The 26,752-nt window shown below is 52.6% G+C and carries 10 protein-coding genes; all 10 read left to right on the top strand.

Annotation, left to right across the window (positions count from 1 at the left end; translation table 11 throughout):
* The first annotated feature begins 3 nt into the window (after positions 1 to 3).
* From AB4124_RS24650 to AB4124_RS24605, 10 genes are read left to right on the top strand one after another with little or no spacing between them, the layout of a single operon-like run.
* Entirely contained in the window at positions 4 to 4,488 is a 4,485-nt protein-coding gene (locus tag AB4124_RS24650) for an amino acid adenylation domain-containing protein (RefSeq protein WP_441974500.1), read from the top strand.
* A gap of 14 nt (positions 4,489 to 4,502) precedes the next feature.
* Positions 4,503 to 6,044: a serine hydrolase domain-containing protein gene (locus tag AB4124_RS24645; RefSeq protein ID WP_441974499.1), complete on the top strand. Its 1,542-nt coding sequence runs from the start codon at positions 4,503 to 4,505 to the stop codon at positions 6,042 to 6,044.
* Positions 6,045 to 6,776 carry a thioesterase II family protein gene (locus AB4124_RS24640; protein WP_076325383.1) on the top strand — a complete coding sequence of 244 codons (732 nt, stop codon included), beginning with the start codon at positions 6,045 to 6,047 and terminating at the stop codon, positions 6,774 to 6,776. It begins immediately after the preceding gene.
* 4 nt (positions 6,777 to 6,780) lie between these two features.
* On the top strand, positions 6,781 to 7,635 hold the full coding sequence (locus AB4124_RS24635) for a 3-hydroxyacyl-CoA dehydrogenase family protein (RefSeq protein WP_441974498.1): 855 nt from the start codon (positions 6,781 to 6,783) through the stop codon (positions 7,633 to 7,635).
* Between the two features lie 12 nt (positions 7,636 to 7,647).
* Positions 7,648 to 8,715, top strand: a complete 1,068-nt coding sequence (locus AB4124_RS24630; RefSeq protein ID WP_339268136.1) for an HAD-IIIC family phosphatase — start codon at positions 7,648 to 7,650, stop codon at positions 8,713 to 8,715.
* A complete protein-coding gene (locus AB4124_RS24625) occupies positions 8,716 to 8,967 on the top strand; it encodes an acyl carrier protein (protein WP_053491437.1) in 252 nt (83 codons plus the stop codon).
* A 3-nt stretch (positions 8,968 to 8,970) separates the two neighbouring features.
* On the top strand, positions 8,971 to 10,137 hold the full coding sequence (locus AB4124_RS24620) for an acyl-CoA dehydrogenase family protein (RefSeq protein WP_441974497.1): 1,167 nt from the start codon (positions 8,971 to 8,973) through the stop codon (positions 10,135 to 10,137).
* 6 nt (positions 10,138 to 10,143) lie between these two features.
* Positions 10,144 to 19,377 (top strand): amino acid adenylation domain-containing protein, encoded by a 9,234-nt coding sequence (locus AB4124_RS24615; RefSeq protein WP_441974496.1) that lies wholly within the window; start codon positions 10,144 to 10,146, stop codon positions 19,375 to 19,377.
* A gap of 24 nt (positions 19,378 to 19,401) precedes the next feature.
* Positions 19,402 to 22,029 (top strand): non-ribosomal peptide synthetase, encoded by a 2,628-nt coding sequence (locus tag AB4124_RS24610; RefSeq protein ID WP_441974495.1) that lies wholly within the window; start codon positions 19,402 to 19,404, stop codon positions 22,027 to 22,029.
* A complete protein-coding gene (locus AB4124_RS24605) occupies positions 22,019 to 26,749 on the top strand; it encodes an SDR family NAD(P)-dependent oxidoreductase (protein ID WP_441974494.1) in 4,731 nt (1,576 codons plus the stop codon). Before AB4124_RS24610 ends, AB4124_RS24605 begins: the two co-directional genes overlap by 11 nt.
* The last annotated feature ends 3 nt before the right edge of the window (positions 26,750 to 26,752 follow it).

Raw genomic sequence — 26,752 nt, 5'->3', positions numbered from 1 at the left:
TCTATGGAGGCATGCCAACTCTATCCACTGACACATCCGCAAAAACGAATTTGGTATGTAGAAAATATATACTCGGGTACGAGCATACATAACATCGGAGGACTCATCAAAATTTACGGCCCCGTCGATTTTTCCTTGCTGGAGGAAGCCATTAATCATTTCATTCGGCTCAATGATGCCGTCCGTATGCGGTTAGTCGAACAGGACGGTTCGGTGCAGCAGACGGTGATGGAATACCGCAGGAAAACGTTCCCGTTTATCGATTTTATGGCCCAAGAGTCGGATGTGGATGCCTGGGTGAGTGCCGAGTTTTCCAAACCGCTCCCACTGGATGGAGAACAATTGTATGATTTTGTACTTGTTAGAATCAGCGACACAGAAAGCGCGTATCTTACGAAATTCCACCATATTATTTCGGACGGCTGGTCTTTTCAATTGATGACAACGCACATCAATCAGATTTATACGCAATTGATGCAGGGGGAGGAAGTTCCTCAGGAACCCCGACCTACCTACCTGGATTACATTGAACAAGAGCAAAAGTATTTATCATCCCCTCGTTTTATGAAAAATCAAAGCTATTGGAATCAGAAATTTGATCACATCCATGACATTGATTTGCATACTACATCAATCGGCATCGCAGGCAACCGCAAAAAGTTCTTAGTAAGCCAGTCTGCTTCCGATGCCATCCGCGACTTTGCACAAACCCATCGTATTTCGTTGAATACCTTTTTTGTAGCAACGATGCTCCTTTATCTCCACAAAGCGAATCAACAAAACCGTCTCCTGATAGGCACTCCTGTATTGAATCGTACGGGGGCCAAAGAAAAAAATACATTTGGTATGTTTACCAGCACGATGCCCTTTCTCATTGACATCAAGCATGAGATGTCCTTCTCATCGTTCATACATAACGTCAACCAAGAACTCATTCAATGCTATTTCCATCAGAAATATCCTTACAACTTGCTCGTACAGGATCTTCAGCTTCAGCAGCGGGGATTGGACCAATTATTTCAAGTGTGCGTGAACTATTATAATACGGCATTCGACCGGAACTTCGGTCCTGGTTGGAAAATGCAGCAAATTGAAGTGAATAACGGCAACCAGCTGTATTCCTTGCAGCTCATCGTAACCGAATGGTCATCGAATGAAGAACTGGAGCTGTACTTCGATTATAAAGAAGGCGACTACACGGAGAAGCAAATCGATGAACTACATAGCCGTCTTCTATATTTAACCGATCAAGTCCTGAGCCGTCCCGATGCCGCACTTCATGATTTGCAGCTGCTTCTGCCGGAAGAGCGTACGAAGCTTCTATATACGTACAACACAACAGATTGCGAATATCCCTCGCATCAAACGATCTTGCAGCTGTTCGAAGAACAAGTCGAGCGGAATTCTGAACGCATTGCCGTTTCATGCATGGGACAATTGCTTACTTACGGCGAACTGAATGAACGCGCCAATCGGCTCGCACGAACACTGCTGGAGAGAGGGATAAGCCCTCACACCCCGGCAGCTATCATGGGCCGCCACTCTCTGTCCATCGTTGTCGGGATCTGGGCGGTAATCAAGGCTGGAATGGCATATCTTCCGATTGATCCCGAATATCCCAAAGAACGGATCGAGTATATTCTGAGGGATAGCGGAGCTTCCCTGCTGCTGACTCATGGCAAGGAATGGGAGCAGCTTTCTTACAACGGTGAGGTTCTTGCACTCGATGATGAACGTCTGTACAACAAGGACGGGCATAATTTGCCTGCTATGATTACGCCAGATGATTTGGTCTATATCATCTATACCTCAGGATCAACAGGCAATCCCAAAGGTGCGATGATCGAACACAGGGGACTGGTGAACTACATCTGGTGGGCCGGCAAGACGTATATCCGCTCGCAAAATGATGTATTTGCGCTGTACTCTTCCATTGCTTTCGATCTGACCGTGACCTCTATCTTTACGCCGTTAATTAGCGGCAGCCGTATCGAAATCTACGAAGATGACGGGAGCGACTTTATAGTTAAACGTATTGTGGAAGACAACAAGGCCACAGTTATCAAGCTGACGCCGGCTCATCTGGCACTCATCAGAGACATGGATTTCAGCCAATATACGGTTCGGACATTCATTGTGGGCGGTGAAGATTTGAAATGCTCGCTGGCTCGTGGCATCCATGAACACAGTCGGGGCGGGATTGAAATCCTCAATGAGTACGGACCGACCGAGACCGTAGTCGGCTGCATGATTTACCGGTATGATCCGGCGAGCGACGAAGGGGTATCCGTTCCGATCGGACAGCCCATTGACAATGTGCAGATTTATTTGCTGGATCGGCAGTTGGAGCCGGTCCCAGACGGATCGATCGGCGAAATATATATATCCGGGGCCGGAGTGGCCCGGGGTTACTTGCACAGGGAGGAGCTGACTCAAGACCGGTTTCTGCCCAACCCATTCCTTACGGGCAATAGGATGTATCGGACGGGCGACTTGGCCGTACGCCACGATAGTGGCAGCATCGTATATTTAGGCCGGATCGATCATCAGGTCAAAATTAAAGGGTACCGCATTGAAATGGGAGAAATCGAGCATCAGCTGCTTGAAATGAACGGCATTGAAGAAGCCGTCGTCATTGACCGCATCGGAGAAGACGGACAGCAGCAGCTTGCCGCTTATTACGTCGCAACGGGACATCTTACGGCTCTGGAGCTGAGGATGAAGCTGGCAGAGATACTTCCTTCGTATATGATACCGGCTTACTTTGTCCGTCTTGATCAATTGCCGCTTACTCCGAACGGTAAAGTGGACCGGCGCCTTCTGCCGGCTCCGGAACAGTACCTCGAAACAAGTGAGACCGGAAGGACCAGTCAAGTTGAAGCGCTGTTAATGAATATATTCAAGGGTGTACTCCGCAGGGATGAAATAACGGTTCAGGATAATTTTTACCTGCTCGGCGGTGACTCTATCAAGGCGATACAAATTGTATCTAAAATCAAGGCGGCCGGTTATCAGCTAAAGGTGCAGCAAATTATGAGTTATCCCGTTATCCGAGAACTAGCTACATTTATTGAACTAAACACGGCTGCTCCGATCGAGCAGGGGCCGAGTTACGGGGAAGTTAAGCCACTGCCGATTACATCATGGTTTTTTTCACAACAATGGAACAATCCTCATTACTACGCGCAGTCTATATTGCTTCGCCTAACTCCGGCAATAACAACAGATCAGCTTCACGATGCGTTATTTGCATTAATCGGCCACCATGACACCTTGAGGCTGCAGGCTGTTGAAACTCAAGGGCGCATGGTGTACCGGACGGTCGGACGCGGGGACGTAGAGCTTGCCCGCTTCGATCTGACCAGCTTTCCGGAGGAAGAGCGGGCTGCGGCTCTGAAGAAACAAGCCGAATCTTTCAAAGCAAGTGTACGGCTCGGACAGGGCCTTCTATTCAAAGCTCTTACATTTGATGAAGGAGATCAGGGACAGCGTCTCTTGCTGACAGCACATCATTTGATTGTAGATGGAGTCTCCTGGCGAATTATGCTGGAAGACTTGGACCGGCTGCTGCAAGCGGTTTTGACCGGCTCGGTTTGGACCCTGCCGAATAAGACGCATTCCATTCAAACTTGGTCAGATGCTATTGATGCTTACGGCTCCGAGAAGGCGCTGGAACACCTTGACTACTGGTATTCGGTCTTAGAGAACGTAGAAGACAGCCTGGATGCTGATTACCCTTCGAATGACGACCGGATTGCCGTATGCGGCACGCTGGTCCGGGAGCTCTCAGAGCAGGAGACGAGCAGGCTGCTGGGGGAGGCGAATACCGCTTTCCGAACTCAAACGAGCGATTTGCTGATCGCCTCGCTGGCCATGGCCGTGAGCGAAATTACCGGCAAGAAGAAAATCACGATCGAATTAGAGGGACATGGACGCGAAGAGCTGTTCGAGAACATGGATGTATCCAGAACCATCGGGTGGTTCACTTCGCTGTATCCCGTTAATCTCCAGATGACTAAAACCAGAACAGCGGGAATCATCAAGAGCATAAAGGGCCAGCTTCGCTCCATTCCAAACAAAGGAGTCGACTATGGTATCTTGGCATACGGTTCTTCCGGCAGCATTCCGAAGACGGGATGCAACCTGCTCCGTTTCAATTATATGGGCGAAATCGATAATCATTTACACAGCCCTGTGCTCGCCATTGCCGGGGACGATACCGGAAGAGATACATGCCCGAGCAACAGGTTGTCCTGTCTGGTCGATGTGGTAGCCATGATTACGGATAAGAGGCTCCAGGTCAGCATGACATACAGCAAGGCTATGTTCAGCCGGGATACAATGGACGCGTTTATCCAAGTTTTTATGCAGCGGCTGGCTGAAGTTATTCAGTTAGGCTCAGACAGGGGACAGACTGATTTTACGCCCTCTGATTTTGAGACTGTCAAGCTCGCACAAGAAGAACTTGACGTACTCTTCAATTCATAAAGGGGCGGACAATCGTGGTAAAGAAACTTGTTTTCTACGTACTGATGATACTGCTGCTAGTCAGTCCACCAGCTGCAGCCGCCGAAGGCGGAGCCCCTTCTACGCAAAAACAGCCGAATATAGATGAGATTGCCATCGACCAATTCGTGCAGGCACAACTGGTGAAGGCGCAAAGCCCGGGAGCCGCAGTTGTAGTTGTAAGCGGGGATCAGGTGGTTTATACGAAGGGATTCGGGCTAGCCGATAGTGCATTGGGGATTCCGGCAACAAACACTACATTATTTGAATTGGGATCGACTTCCAAAGCATTCACAGGCCTGGCCTTGTTAGAACTGGAGCGTGAAGACGCGCTTAGCCTTGACGATCCGGTCACCCGCTATATTCCGTGGCTCTCGCTAATCTATCAAGGGCAGCCGGCCAAGGTGACGCTGGCCCAACTGCTGCACCATACGAGTGGCGTGCCTTTCGCTTCGCTAGCTTCCATCCCGATCAGTTCCGAAGAGCAGGCATTGGAACTGACTGTACGGGCATTATCGGGTACGGCGCTGGACGCCCCTCCCGGAGATAAGTATCAATATGCCACCATTAATTATGATGTTCTGGGGCTGGTCATCCAGGAAGTATCCGGTATGTCGTATGAGGATTACATGTCGGGGTTGCTGCAGCGGCTTGGTATGAATAACACGGTGCCTGCGGCCCAGCTGAAGGACCCACAGCGGCTCGCCAGGGGATATAAGATTGGATTCGGTTCGCCTCGTCTATATGAAGCGCCCGATTACAGGGGAAACACGCCCGCCGGTTACTTAATCTCCAGTGCTGACGATATTGGACAGTGGCTGCTGCTCCAGCTCGGGACAAAGAGTATCTCCGAGCCGGACCGGATCATCATCGAACGTTCCCATATACCCGATACGAGCGTAGGGCCGGACGCCAACGGAACCTACTATGCCTCGGGGTGGTTTGTAACGCCGGACGGCAAAGAACTCTTGCACCAAGGCTCTAATCCCAATTTCTCGTCCTATTTCATCATTCGTCCGCAAGAGCAGCTCGGCGTAGGAGTACTCGCCAACATCAACTCAGCCTATACGTTTCATATCGGCCAAGGTCTGATGAGCCTGCTGCGGGAGCAAGAGCTTCCACCCCCTGAAGCGGATTTCTATCCGCAGCTTGATCGGATTGCGATGATCTCGCTTAGTCTCATCAGCATTTTCATGATTGTACTGGCAGGTAAGGCCATCGGTATTCCCGGACAATTACGTCGTCAGCGGCGCATTTTCGTTCCGCCCCAAGGGAGAAGGCTCATCGGCCTTGGAGCTGCGCTTGTGCTGACCGGAGTCTGCTTGTGGGGGATCGGTCTGCTGCTCGAGGCTGCATTTGCAGGTCTTCCGCTTGCTGTAGTCGCAGTATGGTCGCCTTCCACGATCATCTGGCTCGTCTATGCACTCTATCTATTCGTCGGAATCGCGTTCCTGTTCTTTCTTGCAGTCTGGTTGTTTCCATCCGTGAAACGACGTTCCGGGCTGATTCTTCCAGCTCCTGCAGAGGAGGTGATCTAAATGAAATGCAAGCTGTTCTGCCTGCCCTACGCCGGAGGTTCCGCTACCAACTATATGAGATGGAAACGCCATTTGCACGGCCATATTGAACTGCATCCCGTTGAACTGGCTGGCAGGGGAAGAAGATTACTCGAACCTCATTACGGCAGCATGGACGAAATGATTGAGGATTTATACGGATATTTGGAACCGCAACTGGACGAAGCTGATTTTGCTTTCTTCGGCCATAGCATGGGAGCCCTCGTCGCTTACGAACTGGCGCACGCCGTAAGGAAGAAGAAGGGGCGCGAACCCATCCATTTATTCGTCTCGGGGACCTATCCCCCTCACGCCCGCCGGAATCTTACACTGCATCTGCTATCTGATGCAAGGCTGCAGCAAGAAATTAAGCTGCTTGGCGGAACCGAGGATGAAGTGTTTGAACGTGAGGAGCTGCTGAGACTGTTTTTGCCAGGTCTGCGGAGAGATCTGGAACTGGTGGAAACGCATTGCTTTAAGAGCAGAGAGGAGCTTATTCCCTGTGATATATCCGTGCTTAACGGAAAAGAGGATAAAGCGACAGAAGGCATCAATCTGATGGAGTGGTCCGCATATGGCAGCCGAGACTGTCAACTTTATGAATTCGAAGGAGGTCACTTCTTCATAAACGAACATACCGAGCAAGTAGTGTCGCTCATCAACGATGTGCTAAGCAGCTCTGTTGAGCTAATGTCCACCAAAAAGGAGTCGTGAATTCATGATACGAACCGTCGGAGTAGTCGGTGGGGGTGTAATGGGCAGTGACGTTGCTTTGGATCTGGCTTGCTATGGATACGAAGTGGTGCTCAAAGATATTAACGAAGATGTCTTGCATCAAGCTAAGGAGAAAATTAAGACGGATTTCCGGCTATTAAAGCTGGTCAAGCCTCAGGCGAAACAGCTTACCGTGGAGGACCTTCTTTCCCGGATTACCTTTACCACGGCTTATGATGACTTCGCACGCGTCCAGTTTGTTATTGAGAACGTGACAGAAGAATGGGAACTGAAAAAGGCGGTGTTTACGGAACTGTCCGAGGTGTGCGCCTTACAAACCACCTATGCCGTTAACACAAGCTGCATTTCCATTACGAAGGTTGGCTCGTTAATGCCAAGACCGGAGAATGTCATCGGCATGCATTTCATGAACCCCGTCCCGATGAAGGAACTGGTCGAAGTCATCCGGGGCGAGCATACATCGGACGAGACCGTTGCCTGCGGGGAGGAGTTTTTAAAATCGTTCGATAAAGTCCCGGTAGTGGTTAATGATTTTCCCGGTTTCGTAACGAATCGAGTCCTCATGCTGACGATTAACGAATGCGTTTGGACCGTGCAGGATGGAGTCGCAGAGCCGAAGGATGTTGATAAGATTTTCCGCCTGGGCTTCGGCCACAAAATGGGGCCGCTTGCTACATGTGATCTGATCGGTCTGGACACCATTCTTAATTCGCTGCTAGTTCTGCAGGACAGCTACAAGGATCCGAAGTTTCGGCCCTGCCCGCTGCTCGTCAAGATGGTGGATGCCGGTTACCTGGGCAAAAAATCAGGAAAAGGATTTTTCGATTACAGCAAGTAGGGAGGGATAACGATGAACAAAGCAGCGGACAAGCTAAAGGAAGTCAAATGCGTGATCTGGGATCTGGACAATACGATGTGGGACGGTATTTTGCTGGAGTCCGATGAGGTTAAGCTAAAGCCGCGCATGCGCGAGCTTCTCGCGGAACTGGATTCTCGCGGCATTCTGCAATCCATCGCAAGCCGCAATGATACGGAGCATGCGCTGGACAAGCTGAAGGAGTTCGGCATCGATACCTATTTCCTGTACCCCGAAATCAACTGGAATGCCAAATCAACGTCGATCGATAAAATACGCTTGAACTTGAACATCGGGATGGACACGATCCTATTCATCGACGATCAGCCCTTCGAACGGGATGAGGTCCTAAGCGTCCATCCAGAGGTAGAGTGTTTGGATGTGACGCCATACGAGACATTGCTCGGTCACCCGCGTCTCAATCCCCGGTTCATTACGGAAGATTCAAGACGTAGGCGGGCCATGTATCTGGAAGACATACTGCGCAAAAACGAGGAAGAATCGTTTGAGGGCCCCCAAGAGGCGTTTCTCAGCTCGCTCGGCATGCGCTTTGTCATTAGCGAGGCTAGAGAGGAGGACTTGAAACGGGCGGAGGAACTGACCATTCGCACGAATCAGCTGAATGCGACGGGTTATACGTACAGTTATGAGGAATTGGACAAGATCAGACGGTCGGATAATCATATCCTGCTCGTGTGCGAATTGACGGATAAATACGGCTCTTACGGCAAGATCGGGCTCGCTCTGATCGAATTGAAGGAAAGCTGCTGGCATCTGAAAATGCTGCTCATGTCCTGCAGAGTGATGTCTCGCGGAGTCGGTACCGTCATGCTCACGTATATCATGCAGCAGGCGAAGAATGAAGGGAAAGTACTTAGGGCCGACTTTAAACAGACGGACCGCAACAAGATGATGTACGTCACGTACCGTTTCGCTAGTTTCACGGAAATCTCCAATGACGGAGAAGGAAACATTCTGTTCGAGAACGATTTAAATCATATTCAACCGTTTCCGCCCTACATTGATGTGTTGGTAACGGTTGCTGGGAAGAGGGGTAACTAGATGGAAATCAAACAAAAAATCCGCAGTTTTATTGAAAGCAATCTGGTTGTATTTGAAGACGAGGCCGTGTTCACTGACGATGATCATATTTTTCAAAAGGGCTTCGTCAATTCGTTGTTCGCGATGAAACTCCTCAGTTACATCGAACAAGAATTCGGATTCACGGTCAGCAATGAGGATTTGGATATCGCTAATTTCAGCACGCTTAACAATATCGTAAAGCTAATCGAAAAGCATAAGCAGGAGGCCTAAGCGATGATTGGACAGACATGCGCGTCTGCCGCCCAAGTCGTAGAGGAGGCTAAAATTTTTGCCGATCGGGAAATCCGGCAGCTCGCAGGAGAAATCGATGTCAAAGGCGAGCTGCCCCGCACCTTGATTAACAAAATGGGGCAATTGGGATATCTGGCGGCCAGCTGGCCGGAGGAATATGGCGGTCTGGGGCTGGATCCTGTGGCATACGGACTGTTTACAGAGCAAATCGGCAAAGCTTGCTGCAACACGAGGGCTCTGATAACCGTTCAAACCTCACTGCTCGGAGAGACCATGCTGCGATTCGGCACAGAGGAACAGAAAAAATACTGGCTGCCACAGATGGCGCGGGCGGAGAAGCTGGGCGCGTTCGCCTTATCAGAACCAAATGTGGGCTCGGATGCTAAAAGCGTACAGACCACCTACCGTAAAGAAGGAAGCCATTATATTCTGAATGGCAGCAAAAAGTGGATTTCATTCGCCGCAATCGCTGATTTTTTCGTTGTGATCGCAGCTGATTCGGGCGGGCAAATCACCTCATTCATCGTAGAGCGCGAACGTGAAGGAGTGCATACAATCCCTATGCAAGGCATGCTCGGCAACCGGGGGGCTCACATTGCGGAGATTCAGCTCAATGAAGTGAGAATTCCGGCGGAGAACGTGCTCGGCATCGTAGGCGGAGGCTTTACTTATATCGTATCCACCGCGCTTGATCATGGCAGATACAGCATTGCTTGGGCAGGAGCGGCAATTGCAGGCGAGGCGCTGGAAGCGATGGTAGCCTACTCGATGTCGCGGTCCCAATTCGGAGACAAGCTGCACCAGTTCCAGTTGGTCAAAGGAATGATTGGGGACGCGGTCACCAAGGTTCATGCCGCGCGTACGCTTTGTATAGCCGCAGGTGAAATGCGAAAAGGTGGGGCGGCGGAAGCGGTTGACGAGACAGCGATCGCCAAATATTTTACATCGAAAGTTGCTGTTGAGGTCACGAACGATACGGTGCAAGTTCACGGCGGCAACGGCTGCCGCAGCGGCTACCCTGCCGAGCGGTTATTTCGGGAAGCCAAGGTGCTGGAAATCATTGAAGGCACCAGCCAAATTCAGCAGCAGGTCATTTCTCAATACGGACTTCGCAAATATGCGGTAAAGAAGCAGGAGAAGTTCGAATAGAAAAGGATGGGTGAGAGTGTGAAGAAACCTCAGAAGCTGGACAAAAGCAATGTTGAAGATATTTTGGCATTGTCTCCTATGCAGTCCGGGATGCTGCTTCAATACTTGAGAGATCCCGAAACTACGCAGTATGTAGAGTTGATCGCACTTGCCGTCAGCGGGGAGCTGAAGCCCTCGTTGTTTGAACAGGCGTGGGCCTACGTTGTGCGGAGCAACGAGGCGCTGCGGTCTTTGTTCCGCTGGGAAGAGGTGAACCAGCCTGTTCAAATCGTGCTGCGGGAGCACCGTCCCATTATTCGTTATGAGGACTATTCCGATTATGACGAAAATGCGCAGGCTGGGCTGATTGCAGACCGGATTGCCGCCGATAAAAAGGAAAAATTCAAGCTGGATCAGGTGCCCTTCCGCTTGACGCTGTGTAAGCAGACCGAGCGTAAACACACCATGCTGATGAGCTTTCACCATATCTTGTTCGATGGCTGGAGCACCGGTATTCTGTTGAAGGAATGGCGGAGCGCCTACCTGATGCTGGCACAGGGGCAAGAGCCGGAGCGGCAATACAAGCCGCACCTCAAGCAGTTTATCTCTTTGCTGCAGCAGCAGGACAAGCAAACACAAGAGAACTACTGGAGCCAGTACTTGCATGACATGCAGAACCGGCCCATCGTTACAAGGAGCACAAAAGTTTCGGGGATGCCGGACATGGCTGTGTACACGGAAAAACGGAGCAGCACCTTCACTGCCGGACTGCATCAGTGGGTCCGTTCCGAGGAAGTGACGCAGGCCGCTCTGTTCTATACGGCGTGGGGCATTCTGCTTCAGCACTATACTAACAGTGACGACGTATTGTTCGGTACTACGGTGTCAGGACGCAATACGATTATTCCCGGAATGGAGCACATGGTCGGCTTATTCATTAACACGCTGCCGTTTCGCATGACGGCGGGTCCGGATAAAATGATCCCCGAGCTCCTGGCCGAGGTGAATGCATCGATTCAAGCAAGCGAAGAGCATGCGAACACTTCCTTGACGGATATCAAAACATACGGAGGGCTCCGAGCTGAAGGTAGTCCGTTCGATACCCTAGTCGTAGTGGAGAATTATCCGCTGGATGAAGTGGTTACAAGCACCGACGGACTGCTTATTATTGAACCCCATCACATTGAGGAAGAGACCGAGTTCGATTTGACACTCCGCATTACAGTGGCCGAAGAGCTGGAATTAACCTTCTCATATAATAAACAGGCGTATCACGAGGATATGGTCAAGAAGCTTGCTCATCATTATCTCTACATTCTTGAACAAATCACTCAAGCTCAGGTTACCACGTACCGGGAGACAAGGCTTAAGGATATCGGGATTCTTACCCATGAAGAGCGGGAGCAAATTCTGTTATTCAACCTGACAACTTCAAATTATCCCAGTGAGAAAATGGTTCATGAGCTGTTCGAGGAACAGGCGCTGTTGTCTCCTGAGAGTATGGCTGTAACAGATGAGCATATATCCTATACCTATCGCGAGCTGAATGAGCAATCTAACCGGGTTGCTCGTTCGCTGCAGGCGAAAGGCATGGAAAGCGGTCAGATTGTGGGCTTGATGGCGAACAGATCCACAGAATTGATCGCTGGAATCTTCGGTATTCTGAAAGCGGGAGGGGTCTATCTGCCGCTTGATTCCGCGCATCCTGCCGAAAGGATTGCCTATATGCTGTCCGATGGCAATGTGCGCACAGTGCTGGCTTCACCGGGTCTTGAGGATCTGATACCGGAACATGCCCAGGTGCTGAAGCTGGACGAAGCGCTGCTTCATCTCGGCGAAGCGTCCGAGTTGCCTCAGACAGGCAGTTCGGAACATCCGGCTTACGTCATGTATACATCCGGTTCGACCGGTAAGCCCAAAGGTGTCATTGTCGGGCACCGAGGAATTGTGAGGCTGGTTCGGAACACGAACCACGTCCAGTTCGAAGCGCATGACTGCGTCCTTCAGGCAGGAGCAATCGGCTTTGATGCTCTAACATTCGAGGTGTTCGGGGCGCTCTTGAACGGGGCTAGCCTGCATATTGCGGACAAACATACGCTGCTTGACAATGCCAAACTGGATGCCTTTTTGCGTACGCGCGCAATATCGGGTGGACTGCTGACTCCGGCATTATTCAATCAGTTGGCCCAGCAGCGTCCAGACATGTTCGCCGGGATGCGGAACCTGGTCGTAGGCGGCGATGTACTCTCTCCGAAGCACATTGAGGCTGTTCGGCAAGCATGTCCTGGACTGACGATTTGGAACGCGTACGGTCCTACCGAAAACACGGTTATTTCCACCTGCTTCCGTATTGACCGTGAATTTAACGAGCATATTCCGATCGGGCCGCCTATCAGCAATTCTACGGCTTATATCGTCGACCGCTATGATAACCTGCTGCCGATCGGCATTCCCGGCGAGCTGATCGTCGGAGGTGACGGTGTTGCGCTCGGTTACTTGAATCGGCCGGATCTGACGGCAGAGAAATTTGTATCGGATCCCTTCCGCTTAAGCGGGAATATCTACAAGACAGGCGATATGGCGCGCTGGCTGGAAGACGGAACCATTGAATATATGGGACGAATGGACCAGCAAGTGAAAATCCGCGGCCACCGCATCGAAATCGGTGAAATCGAGACGATGCTCCTGCAGCACAAATCAGTTCAAGAAGCAGCGGTAACGGTGCAACAACGGGGCGCTCAGACTGAGTTATGCGCCTACATAGCGGCTTGTGAGACGGTGTCTATATCTGACCTGCGGACATATCTTGCCGCAAAATTGCCCGATTACATGATACCGTCTCACATTGTCCATCTGGAACAGATACCGCTTACACCTAACGGAAAGCTGGACCGCAAGGCACTGCCTGCGCTTGCGGAGGCTCCCCGCGAGGTTCAGGAAGCTGCGATGCCGAGGACAGAGCTGGAGAATCTGATTGCAGACGCCTGGAAAGCCGTGCTTGAGCTGGACCGCATCGGTATCCACGATAAGTATTTTGAAGTAGGCGGCAATTCGATTAGCCTCATCCAACTGCAGAGCAGACTGCAAAGACAGCTTAAGCGTGAGATTTCAATCGTCACGCTGTTCCAATACCCCACCGTATATGAACTGGCTGTGCATTTGGCAGGCGAAACGGAACGATCAGCAGAACGGAAGAGCGAGAGTGCAGCACCCACTAGGAAGAACGAGCAGCCTTCCCTGGCACAACCTGGCCGTACGAAGCACGAGAATGAAGGCAGCCGGGATATTGCAGTTATTGGTTTGGCCGGCAGATTCCCTGGCGCACGAAATATCAGTGAGTTTTGGAGCAATTTGCAGCAGGGCAGAGAGTCGATCTCATTTTTTTCGGATGACGAACTGGCAGAGTATGGATTTGACCGCCAGCTTTTGGAGCGGCCTGAGTTTGTCAAAGCAAAGGGCGTGCTGGATGAGATGGACCACTTCGATCCGGCCTTCTTCGGTTATACTCCGGATCAGGCGGCGATGATGGATCCTCAAGTTCGCCTGCTGCACGAATGCGCGTGGCATACGCTGGAGGATGCCGGCTGTGACCCGCAGCGACATGTTGGGTCTATCGGGCTGTTTGCCGGGGTTACGAACAATTTCCACTGGTTGTCGCAGTTGTCTGACCGCTTGCACGGGAATTTATCGGATATGTTTGAGGTTGATTCGCTGAATGATTCGTATACGGTCAGCACTCGTATTTCGCATAAGCTGAATTTGAAAGGTCCTGCGATTAGTTTGCAAACGGCCTGTTCTACCTCACTGGTAGCTGTACATTTAGCTTGCCAGTCTATTCTTAACGGGGATTGCGATCTGGCTCTGGCCGGAGGCGCGTCTATCGTGCTTCCTCATAAATCGGGGTATCTTTATCAGGAAGGAATGGTTAAGTCGCCGGACGGTCATTGCCGCACCTTCGATGCCAAAGCAAAGGGGACGATAGGCGGAGACGGCGTCGGATTCGTGGCGCTCAAATCGCTCGAGGCAGCTATCACAGATGGTGACCGGATTTATGCGGTAATCAAAGGCTCGGCTATCAACAATGACGGCAGTCGCAAGGTCGGTTATACGGCGCCAAGCGTACAGGGCCAAGCTGATGTTATCGCCAGAGCTCAAGAAGCCGCAGGAGTTCCAGCCGAAAGTATCACTTACGTTGAGGCGCACGGATCGGGAACTACGCTTGGCGATCCGATCGAGATCCAGGCGTTGACGAAGGCATTCCGGACGGACAAGACCGGCTTCTGCCGCATAGGCTCCGTAAAAACGAACATAGGACATCTGGATGCCGCAGCAGGGGTGGCGGGTTTGATCAAGACGGCGCTGGCGCTTCATCATAAACAGCTTCCGCCCAGCCTGCATTATGAGACCCCGAATCCGAATATTGATTTCGCGAACAGTCCTTTCGTAGTCAATACCGGCCTGGCCGATTGGCGCAACGATGATTATCCGCTGCGCGCGGGAGTCAGTTCCTTCGGAATAGGTGGAACGAATGCCCACGTCGTCATGGAAGAGGCGCCTATACAGGAAGCCACCGGGAAGGGCCGGACCCATCAGGTGCTGGTATTGTCCGCACAGACACCGGATGCACTCGATTCGATGACAGCCAATCTAGGCGTCTATCTCAAGGAGCATCCTTCAGTGAATCTGGCCGATATTGCGTATACCTTGCAGACCGGCCGGCGTCCCTTCAGATACCGGCACCTGCTCTCCTGCAGCACGGTTGAGGAAGCGATAGCAGCACTGACGCCTGCTGCTGACAGGGCAAGCTTCGATGCACGGAAAGTAATCTCCGGCACGACCGGGGAGGAGCGCGGTTCAATCGTGTTCATGTTCTCCGGGCAAGGATCGCAATATATCAACATGGGGAAGGGCTTGTATGAGACCGAGCCCGTGTTCCGAGAAGAGATGAACCACTGCTTCCGTCTGTATCTCGACATTACCGGCTCTGATATGAAGGTAATGCTGTACCCGGATGCAGACGCAGAGACTGCGGAAGCGTCCCTTCAATTAAATCAGACTAAACATATCCAGCCTGCCATGCTTATGCTCGAATTTGCGCTCGCGCGTCTTCTCCTGTCATGGGGAGTGAAGCCGGATGCGATGATAGGTTACAGCTTCGGCGAGTATGCTGCCGCTTGCCTCGCCGGCGTCATGTCACTGGAAGAGGCGATGCGTCTCATCATACTGCGCGGAGAGCTTATGTATCAGGTGCCGCCAGGCGGGATGCTCAGCGTGCCTCTTCCTGAGCAAGATATCAAACCCCTTCTTAGCGGCTCCATATCACTGGCGGTCGTCAACGGGCCTTCCTGCATTGTATCCGGCCCAGAAGAAGAAATCGCCGCATTCGAACAGCAGATGAAGGCGGGCAAATTCGTTTGTATGAGATTGCCGGTGTCAACGGCTGCTCATTCTTCACTTCTTCACGAAGTGGCGGAGCCGTTCGCCGAAGCCGTCCGACAGGTCCGTTTGAATCCGCCCCAAATACCGTATGTCTCTACAACGACGGGCAATTGGATAACGGATGAAGAAGCGACAGACCCGGGTTATTGGACTCGGCACATGACGGATACCGTTCGTTTTGCGGATGGGATTGAGCGGCTTGCAGAGCAGCAGGGCAGGCTGTTCGTGGAAATCGGTCCGGGACAGGATTTAACACTCTTGGCGCGTCGCTACATCGATACAGAGCGCGGACAGCAGGCACTAAACCTTATGCCGCCTGAGCATAGCAGCATACCGGACACCTCCCTGCTCGTTAACCGGATCGGGAGATTGTGGCTCTACGGCCAGTCCGTCGATTGGAGAGCATTTCATGGAGAAGAACCGCGACGGCGTATCTCTCTACCTCTTTATCCGTTTGCCGGGCAGCGCTATTGGATCGAGTCTGCTGCCGGTACTTCACTGCCGGTGGGCAGCGCTAAGAACAAGACTCAGGGCGCGGGCGGCAAGGTGGCCAAGCTGCCGGATATGTCCGACTGGTTCTATGTACCTACATGGAAAAAAGAGCAGCTGCTTCCTGGCTCCGCCAGCATGAACGCAAACATTGCCGGAAATTGGCTTGTATTCGCCGATGAAAACGGCCTGGCTGCCGATATTATCAAATCCCTTGCCGAGTGTGGAGGGCAAATCATTGTAGTTCGTGCGGGCGAGCACTACGAACGGGCGGCAGCTCATCAATATACCGTGAATCCGCATAATGAACATCATTATGTGAAGCTTTTTGCTGAACTGAAAGCTGGGGGAACCTTGCCTGACCTGCTGCTTCATACTTGGGGAATTTCCGCTCCATCTCCTCGTTACAGTGGTGCATCATGGCTGAGGGCCACACAGGAACGCGGGTACTACAGCTTGTTATACACAGGCAAAGCGCTGAAAAAACAAGCTTCGGGGCATGAAATGCGCATGTGGGTGCTAACGGATAATATGCAAGCCATTGCCGGTGAATCTGTCTTGTATTCTGAGAAAGCGACAGTACTGGGACCATGCCGGGTTATTCCGCAGGAATTACCGCACATCCATTGTCACAGCATCGATATTAACCTGCCGGAAGCGGGGAGCTGGCAGAGAGATAGATTGATCAGCCGCCTGCTGGACGAATTTAGCGCTGCCCGGTTCGAATTGGCGGCTGCCTATCGCAACAACGAACGCTGGGTACTCGGCTATGAACCGGTTAAGGTAGCAGAACCTGAAGAGGGAGCGGCGGGACTCCGTCAAGGCGGGGTCTATTTGATCACAGGCGGATTGGGATATATCGGTCAGGTCCTTGCCGGTCATCTGGCCAGAAGCGTACAGGCGAAGCTTGTCTTTACCAGCCGCTCACCATTTCCGGCAAACGATAAATGGGAGCAGTGGCTTGCCGAATACGGCCCAGAGAATACCGTCAGTGTTCAGATCGGCAAGCTGAAACAGCTCGAATCTCAGGGAGCCGAAGTGCTTGTATTTACAGCGAACTCGTCGGATCAAGAGCAAATGAAGGAGGCTATCCAGCAAACCGAGGCGGTGTTCGGTTCATTGAACGGGGTGATTCACACAGCCGGTATGACAGGCGAAGCGGCATTTAGGATGCTGGAGGAGACAGATGAGGAATTAAGCGAGCAGCATTTTCAAGCAAAGCTATATGGACTCCATGTTTTGGATCAGGTGTTGGCTGGCAAGGAGCTTGATTTCTGCCTGCTGGCTTCGTCGCTGTCTCCGATGCTCGGCGGATTAGGTTTTACCGCTTATTCGGCAGCGAACCATGTTATGGACGCATATGTACACGATCGCAATCGCCGTCTGCGCACACCTTGGACCAGTATCAACTGGGACGGCTGGCAGCTGGAGAAAGAGCAGACGATTCATGGGCAGGCGGGCGCTTCGATATCCGAGCTGCTCATTGCGCCAGAAGAGGGGGTCGAGTTGCTGAGGCGCGTGTTGTCGGTCCGGGAAGCAGGCCAGATCGTCCTGTCGACCGGCAGCTTGCAGGATCGGATCGACAAGTGGGTGAAACGGACGGCTCAGGAAGAGGCACCTCTCCCGAAGGGAGACGGCGGCTTCTACACCCGTCCCGCGCTGTCCGGTGAATATATCGCTCCCGTAACAGAGTCCGAACGCAGGCTCTGCGGGATGTGGGAGCAGTTTTTCCGGATAGACCGGATCGGGGTGCAGGATGATTTCTTCGAACTGGGTGGAGATTCACTCAAAGCAATTACGGTTGTTACCGGGATTCATAAGGAAATGAAGGTGGAAATCAGCTTGCCTGTCTTTTTCAATATGCCGACGATCCAGCAGTTGGCCGCCTATATCGATGAGGCGGAACAGAGTGCCTACCAAGATATTGAAAAGGCTCCGCCACGCGAATATTACGAGCTGTCCTCCGCGCAGAAGCGTCTGTATTTGATCCAGCAGATGGAGAAGGGACATACGGGATATAACGAAATTGTGGCAGGCATTCTGATAGGCAAACTGGACAGGGCCCAAATGGAAGCGGTACTCCGGCAGCTGATAAAGCGTCATGAAAGCTTGCGTACTTCATTTGAATTGGTTAACGGCTTGCCCATCCAGAAAATCAGCGAAACCGTCGAGTTCGAGGTTGAATATGCGGACTTCAGCGGCGAAATTGAGCTGGGGGCTTCGGACGCTGGACTCCTTGATGAGGAAGGGGAAACGGCTGTGAAAATCCGCGAAGCAGTGGCGAAGTTCGTGCGGCCCTTTGACTTGACCCGGGCGCCTTTGATGCGCGCCGGACTCATCAAGCTTGAGGATGAGCGGCATGTGTTGATGGTGGATCTTCATCATATCGTGTCGGACGGTTTATCACAGGACATATTCGTTAACGATTTTATGGCTCTGTATGCCGGTCGTGAATTGCCCGATCTTGAGCTGCAATATAAGGATTTTTCAGATTGGCAGAACCGGATGAAGGAAACGGAGGAGCAGCAACGGCAGGGAGAATTCTGGTTAAATCAGTTGCAGGAAGTTCCCCGGTTAGCCCTGCGCACGGATTATCCGCGCCCGGAGACAAGAAATTTCTCCGGCAGCCGAGTTCCCTTTGATCTGAGTATGGAGCAGACACAAGCGCTGAAGTCGCTCTGCCTGAAGGAAGATGTGACGTTGTTCATGGCGTTGCTCGCCGTTTTCAATCTGCTTCTATCCAAAGTTTGTGCTCAGCAAGACATCGTTGTAGGGACTCCGATTATTGGCCGCAAACAGCAGTCTTTGCAGCTTATTATCGGCAAATTCGTCAACATGCTTCCGCTGCGTAATCAATTGGATGAAGAAATGAGCTTCAGCGCCCTTCTACAGACAGTACGAGCCACAACTCTGGATGCATTTGCCAATCAGGACTACCAGTTTGAGGAAATGGTTCAGCAGTTGGGTCAGGATCGTGATTTGGCCCGTAATCCGGTATTTGATGTTGTATTCGCGCTCCAGAATATGCAGAACCCTGAGATGAGCATTCCCGGCCTGAAGATGGAACCTTTCCCGTTCGTTCACGACGCCTCTCATTTTGATTTGTCTCTGATCGCGGAGGAGGACGGAGAAAGACTGTCCTTCAAGTTTGAATACAGCACCCGCTTATTCCTGAGGGACACGATTGTGCGTTTTGCAGGTTATATGCAGGATATTATATCCGGTGTTCTGGCAAATCCGGACAAGAAGCTGAAGGACATCACGATTGCTCATCATTTAGCTGAGCCTGAACCTGTCTATCTTGCCGGAGCCCGGGGGGAATTCGGACTATGAGGAGGAAGAAAGGGAGTAATAGGGATGGGGCTTGAAAATCGTTTGGACCGTCTGGCAGTGGCAGCTTCTCAAAAGAGCAAGGAACGGGAATACTGGCTGTCCGCATTGTCCGGAGAATATGACAAGAGCGGGTTTCCTGGCGATTATACGCGCGGAACAGGGGTGACGGTTGAATATGCTTCGTTTTCCTTCCCGCAGGAGCTGGCGGACCGCCTGCTGCAAGTCAGCAACGGATCGGATTCAAAGCTTCATGTCGTACTATCTGCTGCACTCGCCGTCTTGCTGGCCAAAATGTCCAATCGCAGTGTCGTTACGCTAGGGACTCCGATCTATAAGCAGAAGGAAGAGGCCGAATTTATCAATTCCGTACTGCCTTTGCGGATTAAGATCGATCACTCACTCTCGTTCAGACAATGTCTTCTTCACACGCAAGATACGGTTGTGGCAGCAGTGGATCATCAGAGCTATCCGATGGAGATGGTGGCGGAACAGTTGGCGCTTCAAACGGATGATCCCATCGCACATCCGTTATTCGAGGCGGCATTGCTGCTCGACAACATTCATGAAGAGCGTTATTTCCGGAATGTGAAATGGACTACGTTGTTTTCTTTTTGCAGGAAGCAAGACCGCATCGGCGGTACGGTTCAATATAACGCACAGCTCTACCGCAGCGACACGATAGATAAACTTGTCTCGCGTTACACACTTCTGCTGCGGGAGACGCTGGCGAATCCGGATCTTCCGCTGAACAGCATCGACATACTGCTGCCGGGGGAGAGAGAGGATCTTCTCGGCCCTCTGGCCGGCAGTCTTGCCGAGTTTCTTGAACATAAGACCGTTCAGCAATGGTTTGAAGAGCAGGCTGCACGGACCCCGCATGCGCCTGCCATCGTTAACCAGGGGCAGTACATGACGTATGGTGAGCTGAATGAGAAGGCCAACCAGCTCGCCCGGGTACTGAGGACTGAAGGAATCGGGGCGGGTGACATCGTAGGCATGCTGTTTGCGCCTTCCGCTGACATGATGCTTGGTATGATGGCCGTCCTTAAAGCCGGCGGTGCTTTCCTGCCGATAGACCCGGATTATCCCGACGAGCGCATAACGTACATGCTGGAAGACAGCCGCGCACAAGTGGTGCTGACACAACAGGCTTTTATCGGCAGAATGAGAGGCCGCAAGACGCTGTGTCTGGATGATGAAGAGTTGTTTGCCGGCGAAGCAGGTAATTTGGCATTAGAGAGCACAGCGGATGATCTGGCCTATGTTATCTATACATCCGGGTCAACAGGACAGCCGAAAGGTGTCATGATTGAGCACCGTTCGCTTGTCAATCTGGCCTTCTGGCACAATCGCACTTTTGGTGTAACAACATTGGATCGCAGCATCAAGTATGCCGGTTTCGGATTTGACGCTTCGGTGTGGGAAGTGTTTCCCTATCTGCTTGCAGGGGCATGCATTCACATCGTGCCATCCGAGATCAGACTGGATGCAAACAAACTGGATGATTTTTTCACAGAGAACGGCATTACCATCGCCTTCCTGCCGACTCTGATGTGCGAGCAGTTCATGGATTTGCCGGACCGGGAACAGACCCCACTGCGGATCTTGTTAACAGGCGGCGATCGGTTGAAGCGGTATAAGCCGGGCAACTACAGGCTGTTCAACAATTACGGTCCTACTGAGAATGCGGTCGTGACTACGTTCACCGAAATTAAGCCGGACAACGGAGGCATTCCGATCGGGCGGCCGGTCGATAATGCCAAGGTTTATATATTAGACGCTAATTTTCAGCTGCTTCCACCAGGATTGCCTGGCCAAATCTGCGTTTCGGGTGCGGGTCTGGCTCGCGGTTATCTCGGTCGACCGGAGCTGACAGCAGAGAAATTCGTCCCTCACCCGTTCGCTCCCGGAGAGCGCCTGTATTTGACGGGTGATCTGGGACGCTGGCTTCAAGACGGAACGCTGGAGTACTTGGGCCGACAGGACGACCAGGTCAAGGTACGGGGATATCGCATAGAGCCCGGTGAGATCGAAGCTCTGCTGCGGCGTCACGAGGAAGTTCGCGAAGCTGTAATCCGCATCATGGAAGATGAGAGCGGGCAGAACTTCTTATGCGCGTACTATACCGGGCCGGATGATCTCTCCGCTGCTAAACTTCGGGAGCATCTCTCCGGGCAGCTGCCCGCTTATATGATTCCGGCCTATTTTGTCTACCTGAATGAGCTTCCTGTAACGGCAAACGGCAAACTGGATATGAAAGCATTACCTGATCCGAAAGCTCATGTTCATACTGGCAAGAAATACGTGGCACCACAGGGTGAAACAGAGAACACACTGGTCCGGATCTGGGCCGAGGTTTTGGCGGTTAGCGAAGACAAAGTCGGGGTACAGGATACGTTTTTCGAACTGGGAGGCAACTCATTTCAGCTGGTCCAGGTAGTCAATATGCTGAAGGAAACCTTCGAGCATGACATTCCAGTACCCGTTATGTTCCAGTACACTACGGTTTCGGCGCTCGGCGGCTATTTACAGAGGATGGACAATGGGGAGGCTCCAATGCCCCAAGATATGGCCGACAACGAAGAGATGGATGCGGGATTCGAAACCATGGAACAGACGATGCTGATTCTGGAGGGAGCGCATGATGACTAAAAGCAGACATTCACAAACGGCTACCGGGCTGGAAATCGCTGTGATTGGCATGGCGGGCCGGTTTCCCGAAGCGCGAAATATAGAGGAGTACTGGGGTAATCTGAGAAACGGCAAGGAATCGATCCATTTCTTCTCCGATAGCGAACTTGAGGCGGCAGGCGTCGATCCCGAACTGATTCGAAATCCCAGATATGTAAGAGCGAAAGGGCTCGTACCGGATGCGGAATGGTTTGATTCTGATTTTTTTGATTATTCGCCGCGCGAGGCTGAAGTCATTGATCCGCAGCTGCGGATCTTCCATGAGTGCGCCTATGAAGCGTTGGAGCATGCGGGCTACGACACGGAGCAGACAAACGGCGCTATCGGTCTGTACGCAGGGGCATCATCGAGTATTTACTGGCAACTAGTGGCCATGATTTCGCGCAGCGAGAGCACAGCCGAGCAGTTCGCCGCACTGGCTTTGTCGGACAAAGATTTCTTGAGCACGCGTATTGCCCACAAGCTGAATTTAAAAGGCACGAGTGTGAACGTCGATTCTGCTTGCTCCACCTCCCTGCTGGCCATTCACCTGGCCTGCCGAGCACTGCTTACGGGCGAATGCAGGATAGCGTTAGCCGGCGGAGTTACCGTAACGGTACCCCGGACGGAAGGTTATTTATACGAGGAAGGTATGGTCAGCTCGCCGGATGGCCATTGCCGTGCTTTCGCTTCAAATGCCAAGGGAACCGTCGGCGGCGAAGGGGCGGGTGTCGTTGTGCTGAAGCCGCTTAAGCAGGCATTAGCCGACGGAGACGCTATCTATGCGGTTATTAAGGGCTCGGCGGCGAACAATGACGGTACGCGTAAAATGGGTTACTCCGCTCCCAGTGTAGAGGGACAGGCTGAGGTAATCCGCGCGGCGCAGCGGATGAGCCGGGTCACTCCGGAGAGTATCAGCTATATCGAAGCGCACGGTACCGGTACAGCGCTGGGCGATCCGGTCGAGATCGAAGCGCTTAAGCTGGCTTTCCAGACGGACAAAACAGTGTTCTGCCGGATCGGCTCCGTCAAGACGAACATCGGCCACTTAAATAGTGCCGCCGGGGTTGCGGCGTTCATCAAAACGGTGCTGGCGATTATGCACAAGCAGCTTCCGCCGAGCTTACATTTCGATAAGCCTAATCCCAAAATCGATTTTGCCAGCAGTCCGTTTATCGTCAATACAGAGCTCACGAGCTGGACGAGCGAGCAGCACCCGCTGAGAGCCGGCGTGAGCTCGTTCGGTATCGGTGGAACCAATGTGCATGTGGTGCTCGAAGAAGCACCTCCCCGGGCGGAAGAAACAAAAGGGAGAGATTCACAGCTGCTCCTATTGTCCGCAAAAACGGAATCAGGACTTGAACAAGCTACAGCCCGCTTACGCGAGTATTTAGGGGCTAATCCAGGCCTTTCTCTACCCGATGCGGCCTATACACTGCAGATCGGCCGCAGGGCATATAAGCATAGGCGCATGCTCGTAAGTTCTTCTGCGGAGGAAGCGCTGGAGCTGTTGGGCAGCCTGCCTCCGGAACGGGTTTACAGCCGTGTTGGCGATAATGAACGGCCCAGGCTCGTATTTATGTTCCCTGGACAAGGCGCGCAGTATGTCAACATGGGACTGGATCTGTACAACCATGAGCCGGAATTCCGCGAAGCAGCCGACCGGTGCTTTGCCATTATCCGTCCGTTGATGGACGTTGATTTAAAAGATTTGATGTATCCCGCCGGTAGCGAAGCGGCCGGTGATCACAGTGATCGCTTGAAGCAGACGGACGTGACACAGCCGGTCATGTTTATATTCTCCTATGCGCTGGCAAATCTGCTGATCGGATGGGGGCTGAAGCCTGCCTCCATGATCGGACACAGCGTCGGAGAATATGTGGCCGCTTGTCTGGCAGGAGTATTGACGGTAGAAGATGCGCTGGAGCTGGTCGTGTTGCGGGGTAAACTTATGCACAGTCTGCCGGGGGGAGCGATGTTAAGCGTACCCTTACCTGAGCAGGAACTCATACCGTTCATGAACGAAGGCTTATCGATTGCGGCAGTTAACGGTCCGGCGATGTGCGTCGTATCGGGATCTCATGAGGCGATAGAGCTTTTGGAAGAAAAGCTGACCCGGAAAGGGCAGGCCTGCACAAGACTGCATACGTCACATGCCTTTCACTCCGCCATGATGGAACCGGCAATGGAGCCGTTTCGCCAGAAGTTAAGAGGGATGGAGCTGCAGGCCCCGGGCATACCGTATATTTCAAATGTAAGCGGAGGCTGGATTACGAAGGAAGAAACAGTCGATCCCGATTACTGGGTCCGGCATTTGCGCGGGACCGTACGCTTTGCCGACGGTCTTCGCGAGCTGCTGCATGACGATAAGGCCGTATTTGTGGAAGTCGGTCCCGGCAACACATTAAGCGCGTTCGTGCGCCGGCATCCCGACAAGAAGGAGCGGCACGCCGTCATTAATCTTGTTCGGCATGTGAAGGAGCAGGTGCGTGACGACTATTATTTGCAGCAGCAGGTGGGACGCATGTGGCTGGAAGGAGCTCGGCCTGATTGGAAGGCATTCCATGCGCATGAACAGCGCCGGCGGATAGCTCTGCCGACGTATCCGTTTGAGCGCAAGCGTTATTGGGTTGATCCGCCGTTTGATACGGATGTTCTAAAGCAAGGTCTTGTCCGCAAGGAAGCGAAGGAATCAAGACCCCAAAGCGTTGCCGGAATTAAAAAGAATGCTGTACGGGAGTGGCTGTACACGCCAATCTGGGAACGTTCCCTGTTGAACGAAGAGGCAGTTGCGGCTGCGGGCATGAAACCCAAGACCACTTGGCTATTTTTTGCGCCAGAGCATGGCATTTGTTCCCGGCTGGCAGCGGGGTTACAGCAAGCCGGTCATGGCATCGTTTCGGTTTATCCATCCGATTCGTTTGCTAAGCTGGATGATCAAGCGTACGGGATCGATCCGGGGCAGCAAGAGCATTATACCCGGCTGCTGCAGAATTTGAAGGAAGCCGGCACCATGCCGGAGCGCATTGTTCATGCCTGGCTGACGGAGGAGAGCGTACATACCGAAGGGTGGACCGCTTCCCGCAGCGCAAGGGTACTGGCTAATGGTTATTTCAGCCTTATTGCACTGGCTCAGGCGATTGGGACTTGCGGACTGCAGGAAGAGCTGCAGCTTACGGTCATAACGTCCGGTATGCAAGAGGTGACAGGAGATGAGCGGTTGCTGCCGGAACAAGCGGCGGTGCTTGGGGCATGTCTGGTTATTCCGCAGGAATACGGCAATGTGCGCTGTCGCAGCATCGATATTGCGGATTCGCTCGGGCAGGAGGTTTCTGAACATCGGCAGCAAGCGCTATTGGGCCGATTACAAGCCGAATTAACCGCTTTTCCAGCGGATATTTTCGTCGCGTATCGCGGTTGGAACCGCTGGGTGCAGACATACGTTCCAATTCCGGCTCCTGCCGCTGTTGAAGAGAATTTCGGCCTCAGAGAAGAGGGGGTATACCTAATTACCGGAGGCTTGGGCGGTATAGGAATGACCTTGGCGGAGCATCTTGCGAAGAGTGTGAGGGCTAAGCTCATACTTGTCAGCCGATCGGGAATAGGGGAAGAAGCGGACTGGCGTCAATGCGTCGAACATACGGCAGACGAAACTCAGGCGATTCAGCTGAAAAAGCTCGAGGAGCTGGAGCTGTACGGGGCCGAGGTACTGGTCTGCAAAGCGGATGTAAGCAATGAGCAGCAAATGGAGCAGGCCGTAGCCCGGGCGGTCGACCGCTTCGGAACGATTCATGGCGTTATCCACGCGGCCGGCACGGCCGATGGTGCGCTCATCCAGCGGCGGACTTGGGAGATTGAAGAACGTGCATTGACGGCCAAGGTGAACGGTACGCGTGTCCTCGAGCGAGTGCTGGCGGGAAGGAAGCTGGACTTCCTCGTATTGTGTTCTTCTCTGACCAGTGTGCTGGGCGCCTTGGGCCAAGCGGGGTACTGCGCAGCCAATGCGTTTCTCGATGCTTACGCCTACCGTAAACGCTCGCTGGACAATACGCATGTCGTCGCGATTGATTGGGACGGGTGGCAGACTGTCGGAATGGCCGCTGCGGCTGAGCAAGAAGTCGCCATTGCTGCAGCACAAGCGGGAGTGTCCACACAAGGCCCGGACAAGCAGACCCGGTTGTTCCCTGAGGAAGGAATCGCTGTTTTCCGGTATGCACTGGCTTGCGGTCTGCCTCAGGTAACGGTATCGACGACGGATTTGAGCTTGCGGCTGCATGCCGCCCGCACTTCATCCCTGCAATCCCTAGTGGACGGGAAGATGAGCGGCATATCCCGCACAACGGCACGTTCCGAGGTCAGCACGTCGTTTGCGCCTCCAGAGGACGAACTGGAGCAGACTTTAGCCCAGCTTTGGCAGGACTATCTGGGTATTGATCAAGTCGGCCTGCATGATAACTTCTTCGAGCTGGGGGCTACCTCGCTCGATATTATTCAAATGAACTCCAAGCTCCAACGTTCACTTCAGCAGGAAGTGTCAGTGGTTGACATGTTCAGCCATCCGACCATTTATGCACTCGCTGGGTTGCTGAGAAGATTACAAGCGGGAACCGGTCAGCAGGAAGAGACAGCGGACCGCACAGAACTGATACAGGACGGAAAGCACAGGCTGCAGAAGCGGCTGCAAAAAAGGAATAGAACGTGAAGG

The sequence above is a fragment of the Paenibacillus sp. 2KB_20 genome (assembly GCF_052115765.1).
In the GTDB taxonomy this organism is placed as follows: domain Bacteria; phylum Bacillota; class Bacilli; order Paenibacillales; family Paenibacillaceae; genus Paenibacillus_AQ.
Note: the sequence above shows the minus strand (reverse complement) of the source record. Positions and strands in the feature narration are given on the sequence as shown.

Bases quoted from the DNA above. Each gene is read 5' to 3' on its own strand.
- AB4124_RS24625 (WP_053491437.1), top strand. From the start codon at position 8,716: ATGGAAATCAAACAAAAAATCCGCAGTTTTATTGAAAGCAATCTGGTT.
- AB4124_RS24650 (WP_441974500.1), top strand. From the start codon at position 4: ATGGAGGCATGCCAACTCTATCCACTGACACATCCGCAAAAACGAATT.
- AB4124_RS24610 (WP_441974495.1), top strand. From the start codon at position 19,402: ATGGGGCTTGAAAATCGTTTGGACCGTCTGGCAGTGGCAGCTTCTCAA.
- AB4124_RS24620 (WP_441974497.1), top strand. From the start codon at position 8,971: ATGATTGGACAGACATGCGCGTCTGCCGCCCAAGTCGTAGAGGAGGCT.
- AB4124_RS24640 (WP_076325383.1), top strand. From the start codon at position 6,045: ATGAAATGCAAGCTGTTCTGCCTGCCCTACGCCGGAGGTTCCGCTACC.
- AB4124_RS24615 (WP_441974496.1), top strand. From the start codon at position 10,144: ATGGGTGAGAGTGTGAAGAAACCTCAGAAGCTGGACAAAAGCAATGTT.
- AB4124_RS24605 (WP_441974494.1), top strand. From the start codon at position 22,019: ATGATGACTAAAAGCAGACATTCACAAACGGCTACCGGGCTGGAAATC.
- AB4124_RS24630 (WP_339268136.1), top strand. From the start codon at position 7,648: ATGAACAAAGCAGCGGACAAGCTAAAGGAAGTCAAATGCGTGATCTGG.
- AB4124_RS24635 (WP_441974498.1), top strand. From the start codon at position 6,781: ATGATACGAACCGTCGGAGTAGTCGGTGGGGGTGTAATGGGCAGTGAC.